This is a genomic window from Tenacibaculum jejuense (assembly GCF_900198195.1).
GTDB classification, from domain to species: domain Bacteria; phylum Bacteroidota; class Bacteroidia; order Flavobacteriales; family Flavobacteriaceae; genus Polaribacter; species Polaribacter jejuensis.
The window spans coordinates 1,406,253-1,425,066 of the sequence record NZ_LT899436.1; the positions used below are offsets into that span (position 1 = coordinate 1,406,253).

Sequence of the window (18,814 nt, forward strand, 5' to 3'; positions counted from 1 at the left end):
AATTTAAATTTTATGTAACTATTTCCTCTAAAGAAAGACTTATAAAGTGAAATTAAAAATTACTTAGTTATGATTAAAATCACCCCATTTTTAAGTAGATATAATTTTATCTTTATACCACTATTATTATTGATATCATTAATCATACTCAGCTTAAATTTTCAATCCAATCCAGAAATAGCTCCGTATTTTATAATAGACTTTTTATTTACTATTCCCGTAGTTTATTTTTTGCTAATTCGAAAAAAAGACATTCATAAATTCACTGTAGTTTCTGTTTTTATTTTAGGTGTTTTGTTTTCTAGTTTTTTAATTCCAATTGAAAATCAAGGCATACTAGAGTTAGCGAAATTATATATAATTCCAATTCTTGAGTTAGTAGTTTTTTCTACTATATTATTAAAAGTTAGAAAATTATATCAAGGATATAAAAATAACAACACACAGAATCATGATTTTTTTGAGACAATTCATACAGCAAGTTTAGAAATTTTTCCTAGTAAAATAGCTTCCTTTTTAGCTACAGAAATAACAGTTTTTTATTATGCTTTTTTCAAATGGAAATCTACAACTGTTAGAAATAATGAATTTACATATCATAAAGAAGGAACTTACACAGGTATATTACTTGGAATTTTACTAGTGATTGTAATTGAAACGTTTGTATTGCATGTGTTAGTAGCGGAATGGAGTATAGTTACAGCTTGGATTTTTAGTGGTTTTAGTATTTATACCTTTATACAGGTAGTAGCTATTTTAAAATCTATAAGAAGTAGAAGAATCGTTGTAGATGAGGAAAATCAAAAATTATATCTAAGATTTGGTTTTTTAGGAAAAGTAGAGGTTGATTTTAGAACTATAAAAAGTGTGCGTTCAGCTTCTTACAATACTGAAAATATTGATCACTTATCTTTTATTGGCTCGTTTACAGGAGCCAATATAATTATAGATTTTAAGGAAGAAATCAGTTATAATTATTTTTATGGAGTAAAGAAGAAGTGTAACAGTTTAGCTCTTATAGTAGATGATAAAGTAACTTTTATTGAGAGAGTTCAAAATCTTATAAACAAATAAAAAGAAGCCTTAAAGGCTTCTTTTTATTTGTTTACATATTCCCCCCGAAACTGTAAACCGATTATATATCTTCTGTAATTATTATCTTTTTTTAAATAAAAAAGAACTATTCATCTTCTTTTCAGTAATAAATAGTTCTTCTTAACAAACCAAATTAACTACTATAAATAATTTATAATGAAACAAACTTTGATATAAAGATAGCTCAAAGCTTAAATGATTTGTTTTTATTTCGATGAATGGTAGATTTTCCTTAGATCAACACGAAATTTAGTTTAGTTGAAAGTTATATGCTGATAAGCGCCTAAATCAGGGTTTGAAGCTCTATTAACACCTAAAATATCTAAAGTTACTGGAGTTGCAATAGCACTATTAATAGCATCACTATTGCTACCTATAATGAATTCTTCAAGACTAATATCTTTAAAATCAGGATTACCATTTAAAATTATATTCAAATAGCGAGAAGTATCGCTAAAGTTTAATTCATTATTGTTTTGAAAATTATTATTGAAATCATCAAACTGAATTAAACAGTTTTGAACTGAGTAATTGAAAGCACTTCCACTTTGTACACGATCTAGAATAAACTCAATATTATTATTTCCAGTTATAATACAGTTGGTGAAGTTCGCAGCTGTTAAATCTCTTGTTTCTATGATTTCTTGACCATTTTCATCTTGAAAAGTGAAAAAATTATTAACCAATACGGCTGGCAAAGAACGTAAACTTCTATTCCAGTAATTAGCAAAAGTGGAGTGGGTAAAGTTATAAGCTCCACCAACAGTTCCTGCAAAAGAAGCTTGACCAGCATTTCCTATCACTACATTTTCACCAACAATATTTGCTTGTCTGCCTAATATTCCAAAACTTGTTTGATTGTATATTTCTGTGTTGGTTAAACGTAAAGTAGGAGCAGAGTTAGAACCTATACTATCTACTAAAATACCAATAACACCATTTTTGATCTGAGCATGATTTACTTCGTTGTCTTTACTTCCTGCTCGCATCCATATTGTTCCCCATTGTCCAGATACACGACTAAAAGAATTTTCAAGTCTATCTCCTTCAAAAACAACTTTTTCATCTAAAGTTCCTTCAACTTTTAATGTTGCATCTTTATCTATAATTAACCCTGAGTTATCATGAAAATGAATTCTAGCTCCTGCTTCAATTGTTAGAGTTCTATTAGCAGGAACTGCAGCATAACCATAAATTACATAAGGTCTGTCTTTGGTAAAAGTAAGTTCACTGTCTTCTAAAAATCTACCTTGTATAGAAGTTAATTCTCCATCCAAAGAAAGATTATCAATAACCATAGATATTGGGTCTCTATCTGGGAAAATAAATGTAGCATCTTGAACCAAGGTTACGAGATCTACATCTTGTTGATTCGTACCATTATCAAAGAGAATTTTATCAGTATACAAAGGATCAGGAACAGCATTAAAGTCTATTGTAGTTTCTACAAAAATAAAAATGCTATCCTTTGCTAAAATCTCCACATCTTGAAACATTTTTCCAGGAACACCATCTACATTTAATCTATAATTAGAAGTGGCTCCATTTTCCAGTCGGATATCAGGAACAGTAATAGCTTTATCACTTCTATTGTAAACTCTTAAGTTATAAGTAGCAGATCCAATGTTAGTAAAAATTGTATCTAAAAAAACTGTATCTCTAGAGAATTCTAAACTACCAAAGCTAGGCACTGTGCTAAAATCTTTTCTACAAGAACTAACAATAGTTATAAGTGCGATAATTAATACAGTTTGTATAAGCTTGGTCATAGTTTTACTCTTTTAAAATTTCAATTTCAAATAATTTACCCCAATGTTTACCTGTAACGAATAAACGATTGTTTTTAGTATCGTAAGCTATACCATTTAATACATCGTCAGATTCTAATTTTTGTTCTTTTAAAATGGTTTGTCTTAAGCTTTTCATATCTACTAAAGCTTCAACTATTCCACTTTCTGCATTAATAATAGCTATAGTAGGCTTTATTTCTTTACCAGTTTTCCAATAATTAGAATAAATTTTTCCGTCAATATATTCTATCTCATTAAGTTTATCTATAGGTTTCTTTAATGCATAAACTTGTATACTTCTTTTTTCTTTTTGAGTAGCTGGATCTAAAAACCAAATTTTGTTAGTTCCATCTGTTTTGATTAACTCAGAGTTTGTATGAGACAATCCCCAACCTTCAAAACTATTCTCATAAGGAAATTCTTTTTTAAGTTTGAATGTTTCTAAATCAAAAACAAACCCCTTTCTTGCTTGCCAGGTTAACCAGAAAATTTCATTATTAAAAATAGTCATACCTTCTCCAAAATATTTATCACTTAAGTCATATTGTTGAAGAACTTTACCTGTCTCAATATCTAATTTACGTAATCTAGATTTACCTTTTCGTCCTGTAGTTTCATATAAATGACCATTATGATATTCTAAACCTTGAGTGTATGAAGTTTTATCATGAGGAAATGTATTTACAATTCTGTAGCTGTAAACCTTTGGAGTTACGTTAGAATATATTTCTACAGAAGAGCGTATTTTTTTAACTTTTCCAGGAACAAAAGCAAGCGCAGTGATAGGATGTTTTCCTATTCCAAAATCAGCAGTATTCACTGTTGTCTTGTTTTCATTTAAAGTTAATTGTTTTTTTCCTAGGTATAGTTTTACACTATCTGCTTTTTTTCCATTTAATTCATTAAAATCTATCTGAACTTTTTCTCCTAAAGCTACTTTCTTTTTATTTTGTAGTTTAAACTTATAATTGTTTTCACTACAAGAAGTTAAGGTGAAAGCTAAAGCGATTAAAATACCAGAAAAACATGAGATTTTCATATAATATTGGGTTGAGTATATTAGTTCTTTATTTATATTACAAATAAAACAATTTATTTGTTTGGAATTTAAAAAAAAGGGTTAAATTTGCACCCTCAAATAGCCATTGCAGGTTTTTGATTTTACTTGAAGGCGTTTAAAGCTTTACCAATTTTAAACAAATTCACACTAAATTAAAAGTTTTAAAGATGAAAAAAGGTATACACCCAGAAAATTATAGAATGGTGGCTTTCAAAGATATGTCTAACGGAGATGTATTTTTAACAAGGTCTACTGCTAACACAAAAGAAACTCTTGATGTAGATGGAGTTGAATATCCATTAGTTAAATTGGAAATTTCTAGAACATCTCACCCATTTTACACAGGTAAGTCTAAGTTAGTAGATACTGCAGGACGTATTGATAAGTTCAAGAACAAATACGCGAAGTTTAAGAAATAAACTTTTCAAACATAAAAATAGGAAAGCGCTAACATTGTTAGTGCTTTTTTTATTGTATAAATCTTGTATCTTAGCCTATAAACCAACAAAATTCAATAAAATGAGAGATACTATTTTAGCAGTAGTTATCATAATTAATTTATTATGTGGAGTATTAGTATATTTTGTTCCAGATCTTGGGAATTATATCTTATTAACTATAGCGTCAGCTATTACTTTACTCGCATTTTATGATGCTTTTATTCAAAAGAATCATTCTTTAATGAGAGCATTTCCAATTGTAGCCAGACTACGTTGGTTTTTTGAAGAAGAACGAGAGAAAATTCAACAGTATTTTATAGAAGACGATTTAAATGGTACGCCAATCAATAGAGAGAAAAGAAGTATTGTGTATCAAAGAGCTAAAAAAGAAGTTGAAACAGTTCCTTTTGGTACACAACATAATGTGTATGAAAAAGGATACGAATTTGTAAAACATTCTTTATTTCCTACAGATCACCACAAAGTAGAAGGAGAAAATATTGTTTTTGGTTCAGATAAATGCTCTCAGAAATATGAAAGTTCTATCATAAATATTTCTGCAATGTCATTCGGTTCTTTAAGTAAAAATGCAATTAAAGCTTTAAATCAAGGAGCTAAAATGGGAGCGTTCGCTCATAATACTGGTGAAGGAGGAATTTCTCCTTACCACTTGCAAGGAGGAGATTTAATTTTTCAAGTAGGTACAGGTTATTTTGGAGCAGGTAAAACAATTGACGGTAAGCGTTATTTTGATGATGAAATATTTAGAGAAAATGCAATAAGACCAGAGGTAAAAATGATTGAGATTAAATTATCTCAAGGTGCAAAACCCGGTCACGGTGGAATTTTACCAGCAAAAAAGAATACAGAGGAGATTGCTAAAATACGTTCAGTTGAGCCTTTCACTAGAGTAGACTCTCCACCTTCACATTCTTCTTTTTCTAACTTTAATGAAATGATTACTTTTTTACAAAAAGTACGTGAGTTAAGTAACGGGAAGCCTATTGGTATTAAATTTTGTGTTGGAAATAATGAAGAAATAGAACAAATGATAAAAGCTTTTGCTGATGCAAATAATTATCCAGATTTTATAGCTGTAGATGGAGGAGAAGGAGGAACGGGATCTGCACCATTAGAATTTTCTAATTATGTGGGAACACCATTGTTAGAAGGACTTGCTTTTGTGAACAAAATGCTGATTAAATATAAGTTGAAAGATCAAATTAAAATTATAGCTAGCGGAAAAGCTATTGACGCTTTCGATATTGTAAAGTTTAAAGCTTTAGGAGCAGATGCTATCGGAATGGCTAGAAGTTTTATGTTGAGTTTAGGTTGTATTCAAGCTCGTGAATGTAACTTAGATACTTGTCCTGTTGGTGTAGCAACTCAAGATGAAGATTTAGTTGAAGCTTTGGTTGTAGAAGATAAAAATGTAAGAGTAAAAAATTATCATGCAAAGACCATTTTAGCATTAAAGGAGTTAGTTTCTGCTATGGGGAAATCTTCTATTAATGACATTACTTCCAAAGATGTTTTTAGGAGAAATAAGGCAGGTGATTTAACCTCTTTAGAGCAAATTTATTTTTCAGAAAACTAGTATTACAAATATATTTTTGGAAACAACTTTAGAATTTAATAATACGATATATCATTTAGAAAGGTATCCAGATACAAAAGATAATTCTTTAAAAGCTTGGAGTAACGCAGAGCTTTTAGCCTTAAATTATCTAGAGGACGCAAAATTTAGTCATTATCATCTCTTTAATGATCGTTTTGGGGTTTGGAATTGTTTGCTAAAAAATAAACCTGTAAAAACAATTTGGACTTACGCTAGCCAGAAAAAAGCTATTCAAAAGAATTTACAGTTTAATAGAATAGTTGTAGATGATTCATCATTTATTCATCCATTAGATGAATACGGGACTATAGATTGTGCTTTGGTTAAAATACCTAAATCTCTGGAGTTGTTTGAACTTTTTTTGGCTAAAATTCATAAAGCATCGAAAGAAAATACAGAGGTTGTGTGTTGTTTTATGACCAAATATTTTAGTGCTTCTTATCTTAAAATTGCTGAAAATTATTTTAGCGACATTCAGCAGACTAAAGCATGGAAAAAAGCTAGATTATTAATTTTAAAAAAACCAAAAAAAGAACTGATAAATGAAAAAAAGTTTATCAATCAAGTTTCTTGGAAAGGAGAGGTATTAGATCAATATTATGGTGTTTTTTCATCTAAAAGTATAGATATAGGAACACAGTTTCTATTGGAGAATTTAGAAGTTACAAAAGATGAAATCAAGGTTTTAGATGTGGCTTCAGGAAATGGAATTATAGCTCGTGAATTATTAAAGTTGAATGAGAATTGCGAGCCTACACTTATTGACGATTTTAATTTAGCCATAGCATCGTCTAAATTTAATTTACCAGAAGAAAAGTCAACATTTATTTGTGACAATAATTTACTCACATTAAAGAAAAATAACTTTGATTTAGCGGTGAGTAATCCTCCTTTTCATTTTGAATATGAGAATAATATAGAAGTCAGTTTAAATTTATTTTCTCAAGTTAAAGATTGTTTAAAAGATCGAGGTCGTTTTGTTTTAGTAGCAAACAAGCATTTGAATTATAAAGTGCATTTGAAAAAACTTTTTACTGAAGTAACTGTAGTCAACTCCAATAAAAAGTTTGAAATTATATCCTGTTCAAAATAATAGGTTTTTTAGTAGAACCAAAAACCACCTTTTTTATTAGAACAAGCAGCTAAATAACCATTTATAGTACATTTAGTTCCTACCGGTTTACCAATACACGCTGCAGAGTATCCTTCAGAACTTACTCCACCAGTTCCACTACCAAAGCATAACTGTACTATTGGACTTAACATTCCTCCATTAACTTCTTTTTGTTCAGCTTTATTTAAAGCTTTACCTAGATTTAAAATTTGTTTTTTCATAATTAAATAATTTAAATTTAAAATCCTTGATTTTTAAGACATTCAAGGTTGTGTCTACTTCTCGCGAAAGATGTTTTAAATCTATTTTATTAAAACTTTAATCAAAAATGCTTTTTGTTAAATTTATCTAAATAATTAAGGTGTTTTGTTAGTTAACTGTTTTTTTTATGACTACTCTATTGTAAAAATGTAAAATAATAATCTTATATTGCAATAACGTGTTTGTTAACACTTTATTCTATAATTAATTTTAATCCCTATCCCTTATGAAATTAAACAATAGTGTACAAAATGTTGAGAAAGAACAAATAAAGTATTTTAAGTTCCCAAAAACAGAAGTTTTAGCGCAACGAAATGAGCAAATTAATAGAAAGATAGAATTAAACAGAGCGCTATCACTTGGAAATCTAGAGCGACAAAAAGTAAAAATTGTTTTTGTAGATCAAGATGGGTACAAAAGAGTAGAAACCACAGTTTGGGGAGTTACAGATAAAGCTGTAATTCTTAAAAAATCTACTTTAATACCATTACAGAGAATTATTAGTGTGGCTTGAAAAGAAGAAAATTATTTGAATTAATGAAAACCCAATAAGAAATCCTTATTGGGTTTTTTACTTTGATTATAAATAATAGGATAATCCAAATAAAATTGTTGATGAATTTAAGTTGAAATCAAAGTTTTGTGAATTGCCTTCACTTAAATTTACATTTGATGAATCTTCAGCTTTACGATTGATATTTAAATATTGTAAGGCACCTATATTCGCTTGTAAAGCTAATTTTTTGGTAACAAAAAAATCAATACCAGGTCTTATTGATATTGAATAACTATTTTCTTTGAATTTTAAAGAAGAAGCTGAAGCTTTACTTTCAGAATAACTATAACCTAATTCACCTTGTAACGAGAAAGCAAAATTTTTACTTACAGGAAATAATTTTTTTATTGTAGGAGCAATAGAATATTGATTTCTAAAATTGAGACTTTCATTTGTTCCAGAAATATTTTCACTTTCAAAATACCCGTATCCTAGAGCTAGACCTATTGAGACGTTGTTATGTAAAAAATAAGCAGCGCTAGGTGTTATACTAAAACCAAAATTATTGGCTTCGGCATTAGGAGTTGCGGTGTTAGTATTATTATTAGAGCTTATAGCAAATCGTCCTCCAATATTCCATGTTCCTTTTTCAATAGCAAGTTTCCCCTCATTGTCCTGTGCATTCATAGCAAAAATGCAAATGAAGAGTTTTAAGAATAGTAGTTTTTTCATAATTAATAAATTTTATTGGTTTTTATTAATTTCAAAACTATCCTTTAGGTATTGTTTTTATCCCAATATTGCGTTAATAAAAAGTTAGTGCGGTTATAAAAAAAGCTAGTTAATTAGATTTTTATCTTAATTTATATTAAGAAATAAAAATTTAACGAAACTATTTATGAAGTTTATAGAGTTGTTCTATCAACTCTTTTCCATATTTACGTTCTAATTTCCTAACTGTAAAATGACCTTTAGCCATTTCTTGAAAGTGTGTAATAAACAAAGTATTTATTAAAGCGCCTCCTGCTGCACCAATTACTGGAACAGATTGCGCAATTGTTTTTTCAGTTACTTGTATACCAAAGCGTTCTGCTATTTTACCTATTATATTTAAAAATACAGTAGTTCCTTCATGAAAAACACCATGTTCAGCAACAAATTTATTAGTTTGTACTATAGAATTTGAAAGAAATGCTCTAGTTGCATAATAACTAGATTCTACATTATCATCTTCAATACTATTACCGCCCAAAGCAAAGACTTCTAAGCAAGCTAATTTAGTATCAGTTTCTTTTATAGGTTCTCCATTTGAGCGAGCAATGTCTGCTATAGATCTTAATATTATAGTTGTTGTTAAAGGAAGCTCTACAGCTAATCCAGTCAAACCAAATAAACCTCCAATAGTGCCCGTAGCTCCAACTGCTACTTTATGCATTAAATCGTAAGATTTATCTGTACTTTCTTCTTTAATTGTGAAAATTGCAGCTTCAGCAGCTTTTAAAAGAGATGTTTTGGTAATATTGTTTAATTTACTATTCCAATTTTTTGGTAAAGCATCTAATCCTTTTTGAATAGGATTACCAATAATATTACTGAGCTTTATTGCTATTCCAGGATTTTCTAATAAGCGCTTAGCAATAATTAAATTTTGAAGATCTTCTTCAGAAATATTTTTTTCTAGTTTATTCATACAATTTATATATACATAAATATACTAAAGTATTTTATTCTTTTTAATTGATAGAATTATTATAAAAAAACATTCATCTTAACATATGTTAATTTGAACTAAGCTTTTTCAGGTATTTATCTGTAAATTAATGAGTTGTTTTTATTGTTTGTGTAAATTTAAATAGGGATTATTACAGATTATTAACACTTGGGAAAAGGAAATGATTTTATTTTATAAAATCGTTTCCTTTTTTATTAATGGATAACTACTATAAATTAAGATAATTTTAGTAATGCATTAACATGCTAATAAGAATTGAATTAATACTTTTATATCAGCTATGAAAGTAATTGCTATTTAGCTTTCAATTATTTATGATTATACAGTTTGGGTTTATTAAGGATAAACTTTTTAAAAAGCTACATGAATTTAAATCTTAAGGGTTGGTTTGATTCAAGAAATTACTTAGCTAAAAAATTGAAAACTTCATATAACACGAATCATTTTTGGGGTAAATCGTAGTGTTATAGCTAACAGTTCAATTTTTGCCGCAACTCAATAATTTTAGAACTTCTGAGTTGCGGTTTCTTTTTTAAAAATTTTAACATTCATGAATGTAATTAATCTTTCAAAGATTTGACTATTAGCCTATAGAAATAGTTAAATAATGGGGAATACATTACAATTATTAGATAGAAATACTATTGAAACAGGAGGTTTTCATGGTATTTTACAGAAGCGGTTAATTGTTAATTCTAAGTTTGGACCTAAATCTGGAGTAAAGAAAGGAACTTGGGAAGGTATAGGAAATCTTGTGTATTTTGCTGATAGTTGGTTTAAGGAAGGAGTGGAGACAGGTTTACATCCTCATCAATATATAGATGTTTTAACTTTTATAGTTGAGGGAAGATTAGATCATGAAGGTTCATTAAAACATGGAATAAGTTTAAAATCTTTAGATTTTCAAGTACAAAAATCTGGAAAAGAAGGTTTTCTTCATAATGAAATAAATAAAGGAAGTATAACAACTCGAATGTTACAACTTTGGTTGTTACCAGAACAAATAGAGCAAAAATCAAGTTTTAGAGTTCATAGAGCAGAGAAGGGGTTGATTACAAATGTGTATGGAGTTAGAGATAGAAACTCTACTCATATAGATGTTGTTTATTTATCTGAAGGCGAACTTTATATAGCTAAAGAGGAAAGTTTAGTTTATGTAGTTACTGGAAATGTTAGAGTAGATGAAGAAGATATATCAGAAGGAATAATGTTGAATCTTGATAAAGATATCATTCATTGTAATAAAGAAAGCATATTGATTAGTGTTTATGTAAAAGAATAAAAAAAGCCTTGCTAAACTAGCAAGGCTTTTTGATTTTATGCTTCGGCTTCCATATAATCTTCTATAGGGTTACATGAACAAATTAAGTTTCTGTCTCCATAAGCGTCATCAACTCTTCTAACAGATGGCCAAAATTTATTATCCATAATATATTCTAAAGGATAAGCAGCTTCTTGTCTTGAATATGGGAAACTCCAGTCATCATTAGTAAGCATAGCTAATGTATGAGGAGCGTTTTTTAATACATTGTTTTCATCTTCTTTAGAAGTAGCATCTATTTCCTTTCTAATAGAAATTAAAGCATCACAAAAACGATCTAATTCAACTAAACTTTCACTTTCTGTAGGTTCTACCATAATTGTACCTGCCACAGGGAAAGAAACAGTTGGAGCATGGAATCCGTAATCCATTAAACGTTTAGCGATATCAACTACTTCGATTCCTTTTTGCTTAAATTCTCTACAATCTAAAATCATCTCATGAGCAGCACGTCCCATTTCACCAGTGTATAATGTTTGGAAATGTTGTTGTAAACGCTCTTTCATATAATTTGCATTTAAGATTGCAATTTTAGTAGAGTCAGTTAAACCTTTTGAACCTAACATTGTAATGTATCCATAAGAAATCAAACAAGCTAGTGCAGATCCCCAAGGAGCAGCAGAAATTGCTGTAATTGGATTCCCTCCACCTGTTGTAATTACAGGATTAGTTGGTAAAAATGGAACAAGTTGTGGAGCTACACAAATTGGCCCAACACCAGGTCCGCCACCACCATGTGGAATAGCAAAAGTTTTATGTAAATTTAAGTGACAAACATCAGCACCAATAGTTGCAGGATTTGTTAATCCTACCTGTGCATTCATATTTGCACCATCCATATATACTTGTCCGCCATTATCGTGAACTATAGAAGTAATTTCTTTAATAGCTTTTTCAAATACACCATGTGTAGAAGGGTAAGTTACCATCAAAGCAGCTAAGTTATCTTTGTGTAATTCGGCTTTAGCTCTTAAATCTTCAACATCTATATTTCCTTTTTCATCTGTCTTAGTAACAACTACTTTCATTCCTGCCATAACAGCAGAAGCTGGATTTGTACCGTGTGCAGAAGATGGAATTAAACAGATATTTCTATGCGTATCTCCGTTTGCTTCGTGATAAGCTCTAATAACCATTAACCCCGCAAATTCTCCTTGAGCTCCTGAGTTAGGTTGTAATGATGTTCCAGCAAAACCAGTAACCACGTTTAATTGTTGTTCTAGGTTTTTTAACACGATTTGATAACCTTCTGCTTGATTTAAAGGAACAAAAGGATGAATATTTCCCCATTGAGGATTACTTAAAGGCAACATTTCAGAAGCAGCATTAAGCTTCATTGTACATGAACCTAAAGAAATCATCGAGTGGTTTAAAGCTAAATCTTTTCTTTCTAATTTCTTGATGTAACGCATCATATCAGTTTCTGAATGATATGTGTTAAATACTTCGTGATCTAAGAAAGATGTATTTCTTTTTATATTTTCTGGAAGAATATTTTCTGAAATAAACTCCGTAATTGTAATATCTTGAATGTTAAAAGCTTGCTCAAAACAATCAACAATTGCATTAATTTCTTTTAAACCTACAGTTTCGTTTAAAGAAATAGCAACATGATTTTTATCAACATAATTAAAGTTAACTTGGTTAGCTTCTGCTGTAGCTCTCAATTTTTCAGCCTCAACTTCAACCAAAATAGTATCAAAATATGCTGTGTTTTTTTGTTTAAATCCTAAGCGATTTAATGCAGCAGCTAAAGTTTGTGAAGCCGAATGAACTCTATTTGCAATAAATTGAATTCCTTCTTTACCATGATAAACAGCATACATTCCGGCCATAACAGCCAATAAAACTTGAGCTGTACAAATATTAGAAGTTGCTCTTTCACGTTTTATGTGTTGCTCTCTAGTTTGTAAAGCCATTCTTAAAGCTGGCTCACCATCTTTATCTTTTGTAACTCCAATAATACGCCCTGGAATACTACGTTTGTAAGCTTCTTTAGTAGCAAAATACCCAGCATGTGGTCCTCCATATCCTAATGGAATACCGAATCTTTGTGTAGTTCCAACGACAACATCAACTCCAAATTCTCCTGGAGCTTTTAAAACTGCAAGAGATAGAATATCTGCAGCTACAGCAACTTTAATATTATTCTCGTTTGCTTTAGCTACAAAAGTAGAATAATCAACTACACTACCATTTTTTCCAGGGTATTGAAGAATAGCACCATAAAAATCATCAGAAAAATCGAATTTTTCATGATTACCTATTACTAACTCTATTCCGATAGGAATAGCACGTGTTTTTAAAACCGATAATGTTTGTGGTAAAATTTCTTCAGAAACAAAGAATTTGTTAGCACCAGCTTTCTTTTTCGCTCTTTCTCTAACATCAAACAATAAAGCCATTGCTTCAGCAGCAGCTGTACCTTCATCTAATAAAGACGCATTCGCTAACTCCATTCCTGTTAAATCACAAACCATAGTTTGATAATTTAACAAAGCTTCTAATCTACCTTGAGCAATTTCTGCTTGGTAAGGAGTATAAGCTGTATACCATCCTGGGTTTTCTAAAATATTTCTTTGAATTACACTTGGGGTAATCGCTTCATGATACCCAAGACCAATATAACTCTTGAAAATTTTGTTTTTAGCACCTAACTCATTTATGTGTTGTAAATATTCATACTCACTTAATGCTTCAGGCAAATCTAATTCATTTTGCAAACGAATATCGTCTGGTATAGTTTCGTAAATTAATTGGTCAATACTATCTACACCAATTGCTTTCAACATAATATCCTTTTCATGATCTCTAGGCCCAATATGTCGTAATTGAAATAAATTTGTATTCATTATTGTTGTGTTGTTAATTTTGATGTGCAAAAATAACCATTTATTGAAAATCTTTTAAATCTTAGCTAACAAGTTTTTAACTATCCATAATAGTTCTAAACAAATAATTACATTTACGCTGTGAAATATTTGAAGATAATTTTTGATTTTTATATCAATTCGAGTTTACATGTAGCTTTATCGGTTTATGCATTACTTAGAATTACAGAGTTTTACTTTGATTTACCCTACAATGAAACTTTAAATTATTTTATTTTCTACGGAACTATAACAGGATATAATTTTGTTAAGTATGCTGGTATTGCAAAATTACATCACATGAGTTTGACAAAAAACTTGAGATTAATTCAGATATTTTCTCTTTTGTGTTTTTTAATGATGTGTTTTTATTTGACTTTATTAAACATAAAAGTTCTGCTGTACTTTATTCCTTTTTCATTATTGACTTTTTTTTATGCTGTTCCTGTTTTGAAAGGAGTAACTAAAAATCTAAGAAATATAGGAACGTTAAAAATTTTTGTTATAGCATTAGTATGGTCTGGAGTTACTGCACTAATTCCTTTAGCAAGCAAATATAAGTTAGGTGTACATGAAGTACTTTTTAGTGTACAACGTTTTTTATTTGTGGTCGTGTTAACATTACCTTTTGATATTCGCGATATGCGATATGATAAAAAATATTTACAAACTATACCACAAATAATAGGAGTGGAGCGTGCTAAAAAGTTCGGGTCGATTCTATTGCTAATCACTGTTGTGATTGAGTTTTTTATAACTCCAAATTCAAGTTTAAAATTTGGATTTATGATCGTATTCTTTACTTTGTTATTGTTCTTACAAAAAGCTAAGACAAAACAATCTAAATATTACGCTTCTTTTTGGATAGAAGGCATTCCTATTTTTTGGTTCTTATTATTGAGTTTAATGAAATAAAAAAAGCTCTGAATAATCAGAGCTTTCTTCAAAAGAATATTTTTTATTTTGTGTCCACTGGTGGTTCAGTGCTCTCACAAAGTGGGATGTAAGTAGCAGGACATCTTGTGTTTTCGAAGCGTTCACCATCTCCCCATGCTGAGAAAATCCAACATCTTCTACTTCTTCTTGAATAAATTCCAAGGAAAGAATGAGCCGCAACAGTAATACAGTCCACACCTCTTAAGTCAGAAAGTGGAATTTCGTATGTAAATTCTTTAACTCTTTTGTGATAATCTCTGTATGGGAATTGATAATAGTTAGGATATCCATTTCTTGTTAAAGGAATTCCTCTTTTATCACCAACATAAAGATTTGTAGCCCAAATAGACCAGCAATGATTTGCTTCGTACTTAACAATTAAGTTAACTCTATCTGAAGTTATAGTTAGCTTACCTGCTTTATAATTTCTTCCGATAATAATATCAGCAGTTTTGTTAAATCTACCTCCAGGTCCAACAGGAACTGCTGTTCTAGATGCTAATTTAATCTCTTCAGGTAATTCTACTTGTACTTCAGTAACTACATTTTGTAGTTCTCCGATTTGATCAGTACCTAAAACATTTTCTCTTCTTTCTATAAAAGACTCATCTTGTTCTAGAATTAGACCTTGTTCCTCAGCAATTGTTTGCTGTACATCATCAGTTAAGCCTTGATTGCCTATTTCAATAGCTGTTCTTTCTAATAATGTTGTTTCTTGTAAATTTGACTCTTGTGGAAGTTCGTTTACATCTTCATTGTTGTTACATCCAGTTATAGATAATAACAATGCAGATATAAAAACATAAAATATCCCCCTCATAATTTAAGTTTTTATTGATTAATTAATTGATGGGCAAATATATACAAATTTTAAAAAAGTCAATACTTTTTAATCAAAAATTAAAATTAACTGGAATGTAATTTAGCAGATTGTTTTATCAACAAAAGGATTGTATTTTTACTTTTTCGAATAAAATTAAAGCAATCATGAAAATAATTATTTCACCAGCGAAGTCTTTAGATTTTGAAACTAAAGCTACAACTGAAAATTTTTCTACCTCTAATTTTTTAAATGAATCTGAAAAACTAAACAAAAAATTAAAGACATTATCTAGAAAGAAATTATCAGAATTAATGAAAATATCTGATGATTTAAGCGCTTTAAATTATGAGAGAAACCAAGCTTGGACTTTACCATTTGATTTAAATAATGCGAAGCAAGCTGTATTTAGTTTTACAGGTGAAGTTTATAGAGGTATAGATGTAAATACTTTAAGTGAGGCTAAAATTCCTGAGATGCAAAACAAGCTTAGAATTTTATCGGGTTTATACGGATTATTAAAGCCATTGGATTTAATACAGCCATATCGACTTGAAATGGGTACTAAATTAAAAGTAGGACGAAAAGAAAATTTATATCAGTTTTGGGGAGATACTCTTGCCAATTCTTTAAATGAAGAACTTGAAGATGGAGAGTTATTAGTTAATCTTGCTAGTGCCGAATATTTTAAAGCTTTACCTAAAAAAACATTGAAAGTTCCAATGATTACTCCTGTTTTCAAAGACTTTAAAAATGGGCAATACAAAACGATCATGACTTTTGCTAAAAAAGCTAGAGGTTTAATGGTACGTTATATCATAGATAATGATGTAGAAACTATAGCAGAACTTAAAGGATTTAATGTAGAAGGTTATGGGTTTTCTGAAGAAATGTCTAAAGAAAATGAATTGGTTTTTGTTAGATAATATTGCTTGTAGTTCATTTATATAAAAAGATACAACATGATACCTTTCTAAAAAGTATAATGTTGTATCTAATTAGTTGCTAAAGTTTAATAGTAAACAAAACCACCTCTTCCATCACAAGCAGCTAAGTACCCATCTTGAAAGCATCTTGTTCCTCGTTTAGCAGTTTTACAAACATTACTACATCCAAAACTAAAAATACCTCCATTAATAGATTGTTGATCTTGTTTACTTAATTCTTTTCCTAAGTTTGAGAGTGTTTTTTTCATAATTTAAAAATTTAATTTATTGATATTACTCTAAAGCTAAATAAAGTAAGTTTTGTTGTTAATGTAGAATCTATAATCGATAGTTAACAGTTTATATTCGTTAGTTATTTTTCATTATAAGAGTTGGAAGAATAGTTAGGAAACTAAATAGCCTACAAAGAAAAGATTGTAGGCTATCTAAATAATATATGTGTAAAGAAATTCTTATTAACAGTCTGCTAAACCAACAGTAATGGCCAATCCACCTTCAGAAGTTTCTTTATAATTTTTATTCATGTCTTTTGCCGTTTCCCACATCGTTTCTATAACCTTGTCTAAAGGAACAATCGCATCTTCCGGATTTCCTTCCAAAGCTAATTCTGCAGCATTAATTGCTTTTATAGCTCCCATTGCATTTCTTTCAATACATGGAATTTGTACTAATCCACCAATAGGATCGCATGTTAAGCCTAGATGATGTTCCATGGCTATTTCAGAAGCTTCTAAACATTGTGAAGGTGTACCTCCAAGTAATTCAGTTAAGGCAGCTGCAGCCATGGCTGAGGAAACTCCAATTTCAGCTTGACAACCTCCCATAGCAGCAGAAATAGTTGCATTTTTCTTAAATATACTTCCTATTTCTCCAGCAACTAATAAAAATCTTCGAACATGATCAATAGTAGCATCATGGTTTTCAATAACCATATAATACATAAGTACTGCAGGAATAACTCCAGCACTTCCATTAGTTGGAGCCGTTACTACACGTCCTAAAGAAGCATTTACTTCATTAACAGACAATGCTAAACAACTTACCCATTTTAAAATTTCCCTGAATTTAACTTCAGTATTTCGAATAGCAGAGATCCATTCTTCTTTGTTATTGTATTTACTGCCTTTAATTAATTTTTCATGTGTAGTAAACGCTCTTCGCTTTACATTAAGACCTCCAGGTAAAATTCCTTCAGTATGACAACCAATATACATACATTCAAGCATGGTATCCCAAATAGTATCAAGTTTAGCATTTACTTCATGTTCAGAACGTAAAACAATTTCGTTAGCTCGTACTATTTCAGAGATAGATTTTTCTTGTTCTTTACAATATTTATCTAAATCTACAGCTTTACTAATCGGATAAGGAAAAGAGATTTCGTTATTTTCAGAAGCTATTTCATTTGTTTCCTCTTGTATTACAAAACCGCCACCAATTGAATAATAAGTTTCAAATGAAATTTCTTCTTTTTTTTCATTGAAGGCTTTGAATGTTAATCCATTTGAATGAAAAGGCAAAAATTGTCTGTGAAATTCGATACTTTCATTTACGAAATCGATTTCTTTCTCAAGATTAAAAAAAAGAGTATTAGTATCTTTTATCTTTTGAATGATAGCATCAATTGATGCTATTGGTATAAATTCAGGATCAGTTCCACTTAAACCTAGTAAAATAGCTAAATCTGTGGCATGACCTTTACCTGTTAATGATAATGAACCGTATAAATCAACTTTAATGGAATGAACTTCATCAAATAATTGTTCTTTTTTTATTTTTTGAATCCATTGTTGAGCAGCTCTCCATGGGCCTAAAGTATGTGAACTCGAAGGTCCTACACCTACTTTTAGCATATCAAAAACGCTAATGAATTGTGACATAAGTTTCAGTTGTTTGTAAAACAAAAATAAAAAACCTGTATTGAATTTCAATACAGGTTTTTCTATAAGTTAAAGAAACGTAAAAATTACATTCCGTATACAGACTCTTTACCAAACTTTTTAGTTAAAAGGTAGTAAACTACTGCACGATATTTATTTCTTTCTGACTTACCAATTTGTTCTACAACCTCAGCGATTGCATCATCTAACTCAGAACCATCAGCTAAACCTAATTTTTTTATTAAAAAGTTCTTTTTAACAGTTTCAAGTTCTTTAGGATCAGAACCAGAAACAGTTTCAGCGTCTCTTTTGTAAATAGAAGGTCCTAAACCTTTGGTAACAGCGGTTAATAAATCTGCATCAAAACTTAAGTTTTTATCATTCATAAATTTCGTGTACAGTTCCACTTTTTCGTCAAATTTGCTCATAATTTT

At 29.7% G+C, this 18,814-nt stretch carries 18 protein-coding genes; 8 read left to right on the forward strand and 10 right to left on the reverse strand.

The features are described from left to right. Positions 1-69: 69 nt before the first annotated feature. Positions 70-1,074, forward strand: coding sequence for a hypothetical protein (locus AQ1685_RS06410; RefSeq protein ID WP_157730134.1), 1,005 nt, complete (start codon positions 70-72; stop codon positions 1,072-1,074). A gap of 275 nt (positions 1,075-1,349) precedes the next feature. Here AQ1685_RS06410 and AQ1685_RS06415 read toward each other — a convergent pair whose 3' ends face one another. Together AQ1685_RS06415 and AQ1685_RS06420 are read right to left on the reverse strand one after the other, a co-directional pair. Beyond that, positions 1,350-2,864 (reverse strand): hypothetical protein, encoded by a 1,515-nt coding sequence (locus AQ1685_RS06415; RefSeq protein WP_095070475.1) that lies wholly within the window; start codon positions 2,862-2,864, stop codon positions 1,350-1,352. Between the two features lie 4 nt (positions 2,865-2,868). Beyond that, positions 2,869-3,924, reverse strand: a complete 1,056-nt coding sequence (locus tag AQ1685_RS06420) for a glutaminyl-peptide cyclotransferase (RefSeq protein ID WP_095070477.1) — start codon at positions 3,922-3,924, stop codon at positions 2,869-2,871. 188 nt (positions 3,925-4,112) lie between these two features. Between AQ1685_RS06420 and AQ1685_RS06425 the strand changes: the two genes are divergently transcribed. From AQ1685_RS06425 to AQ1685_RS06435, 3 genes are all read left to right on the forward strand, one after another. Continuing rightward, on the forward strand, positions 4,113-4,364 hold the full coding sequence (locus tag AQ1685_RS06425) for a type B 50S ribosomal protein L31 (protein WP_095070479.1): 252 nt from the start codon (positions 4,113-4,115) through the stop codon (positions 4,362-4,364). A 100-nt stretch (positions 4,365-4,464) separates the two neighbouring features. Further along, positions 4,465-5,982, forward strand: a complete 1,518-nt coding sequence (locus AQ1685_RS06430; protein WP_095070481.1) for an FMN-binding glutamate synthase family protein — start codon at positions 4,465-4,467, stop codon at positions 5,980-5,982. 16 nt (positions 5,983-5,998) lie between these two features. Beyond that, entirely contained in the window at positions 5,999-7,096 is a 1,098-nt protein-coding gene (locus AQ1685_RS06435; protein WP_095070483.1) for a methyltransferase, read from the forward strand. Between the two features lie 8 nt (positions 7,097-7,104). On the opposite strand, the gene AQ1685_RS06440 is transcribed toward AQ1685_RS06435, so the two are convergent. Then, positions 7,105-7,338: a hypothetical protein gene (locus AQ1685_RS06440; protein ID WP_095070485.1), complete on the reverse strand. Its 234-nt coding sequence runs from the start codon at positions 7,336-7,338 to the stop codon at positions 7,105-7,107. A 266-nt stretch (positions 7,339-7,604) separates the two neighbouring features. Between AQ1685_RS06440 and AQ1685_RS06445 the strand changes: the two genes are divergently transcribed. After that, on the forward strand, positions 7,605-7,892 hold the full coding sequence (locus AQ1685_RS06445) for a hypothetical protein (protein ID WP_095070487.1): 288 nt from the start codon (positions 7,605-7,607) through the stop codon (positions 7,890-7,892). Between the two features lie 66 nt (positions 7,893-7,958). On the opposite strand, the gene AQ1685_RS06450 is transcribed toward AQ1685_RS06445, so the two are convergent. Both AQ1685_RS06450 and AQ1685_RS06455 read right to left on the reverse strand, forming a co-directional pair. Then, positions 7,959-8,606, reverse strand: coding sequence for a DUF6850 family outer membrane beta-barrel protein (locus AQ1685_RS06450; RefSeq protein ID WP_095070489.1), 648 nt, complete (start codon positions 8,604-8,606; stop codon positions 7,959-7,961). Between the two features lie 160 nt (positions 8,607-8,766). Next, positions 8,767-9,564 carry an EcsC family protein gene (locus tag AQ1685_RS06455; protein WP_095070491.1) on the reverse strand — a complete coding sequence of 266 codons (798 nt, stop codon included), beginning with the start codon at positions 9,562-9,564 and terminating at the stop codon, positions 8,767-8,769. A 649-nt stretch (positions 9,565-10,213) separates the two neighbouring features. Between AQ1685_RS06455 and AQ1685_RS06460 the strand changes: the two genes are divergently transcribed. Then, entirely contained in the window at positions 10,214-10,888 is a 675-nt protein-coding gene (locus AQ1685_RS06460; protein ID WP_095070493.1) for a pirin family protein, read from the forward strand. A gap of 35 nt (positions 10,889-10,923) precedes the next feature. Here the strand turns inward: AQ1685_RS06460 and gcvP are convergent, their stop codons facing one another. After that, complete coding sequence (gcvP, locus tag AQ1685_RS06465; RefSeq protein WP_095070495.1) at positions 10,924-13,779, reverse strand: aminomethyl-transferring glycine dehydrogenase; 2,856 nt, start codon at positions 13,777-13,779, stop codon at positions 10,924-10,926. 120 nt (positions 13,780-13,899) lie between these two features. Here gcvP and AQ1685_RS06470 point away from each other — a divergent pair, with 120 nt between their 5' ends. Beyond that, positions 13,900-14,712, forward strand: coding sequence for a UbiA prenyltransferase family protein (locus tag AQ1685_RS06470; protein ID WP_095070497.1), 813 nt, complete (start codon positions 13,900-13,902; stop codon positions 14,710-14,712). Positions 14,713-14,755: 43 nt separating this feature from the next. Here AQ1685_RS06470 and AQ1685_RS06475 read toward each other — a convergent pair whose 3' ends face one another. Further along, the gene (locus tag AQ1685_RS06475) at positions 14,756-15,553 is read right to left on the reverse strand and encodes a hypothetical protein (protein WP_095070499.1); all 798 of its coding nucleotides are present in this window, start codon (positions 15,551-15,553) and stop codon (positions 14,756-14,758) included. 167 nt (positions 15,554-15,720) lie between these two features. Here AQ1685_RS06475 and yaaA point away from each other — a divergent pair, with 167 nt between their 5' ends. Then, positions 15,721-16,479 (forward strand): peroxide stress protein YaaA, encoded by a 759-nt coding sequence (gene yaaA / locus AQ1685_RS06480; RefSeq protein ID WP_095070501.1) that lies wholly within the window; start codon positions 15,721-15,723, stop codon positions 16,477-16,479. 86 nt (positions 16,480-16,565) lie between these two features. Here the strand turns inward: yaaA and AQ1685_RS06485 are convergent, their stop codons facing one another. The 3 genes from AQ1685_RS06485 to AQ1685_RS06495 form a co-directional block, all read right to left on the reverse strand. Continuing rightward, on the reverse strand, positions 16,566-16,748 hold the full coding sequence (locus tag AQ1685_RS06485; protein WP_095070503.1) for a hypothetical protein: 183 nt from the start codon (positions 16,746-16,748) through the stop codon (positions 16,566-16,568). Positions 16,749-16,955: 207 nt separating this feature from the next. Next, positions 16,956-18,380 (reverse strand): L-serine ammonia-lyase, encoded by a 1,425-nt coding sequence (locus tag AQ1685_RS06490; protein WP_095070505.1) that lies wholly within the window; start codon positions 18,378-18,380, stop codon positions 16,956-16,958. Positions 18,381-18,466: 86 nt separating this feature from the next. After that, the gene (locus tag AQ1685_RS06495; RefSeq protein ID WP_095070507.1) at positions 18,467-18,808 is read right to left on the reverse strand and encodes a DUF2853 family protein; all 342 of its coding nucleotides are present in this window, start codon (positions 18,806-18,808) and stop codon (positions 18,467-18,469) included. Positions 18,809-18,814: the final 6 nt, after the last annotated feature.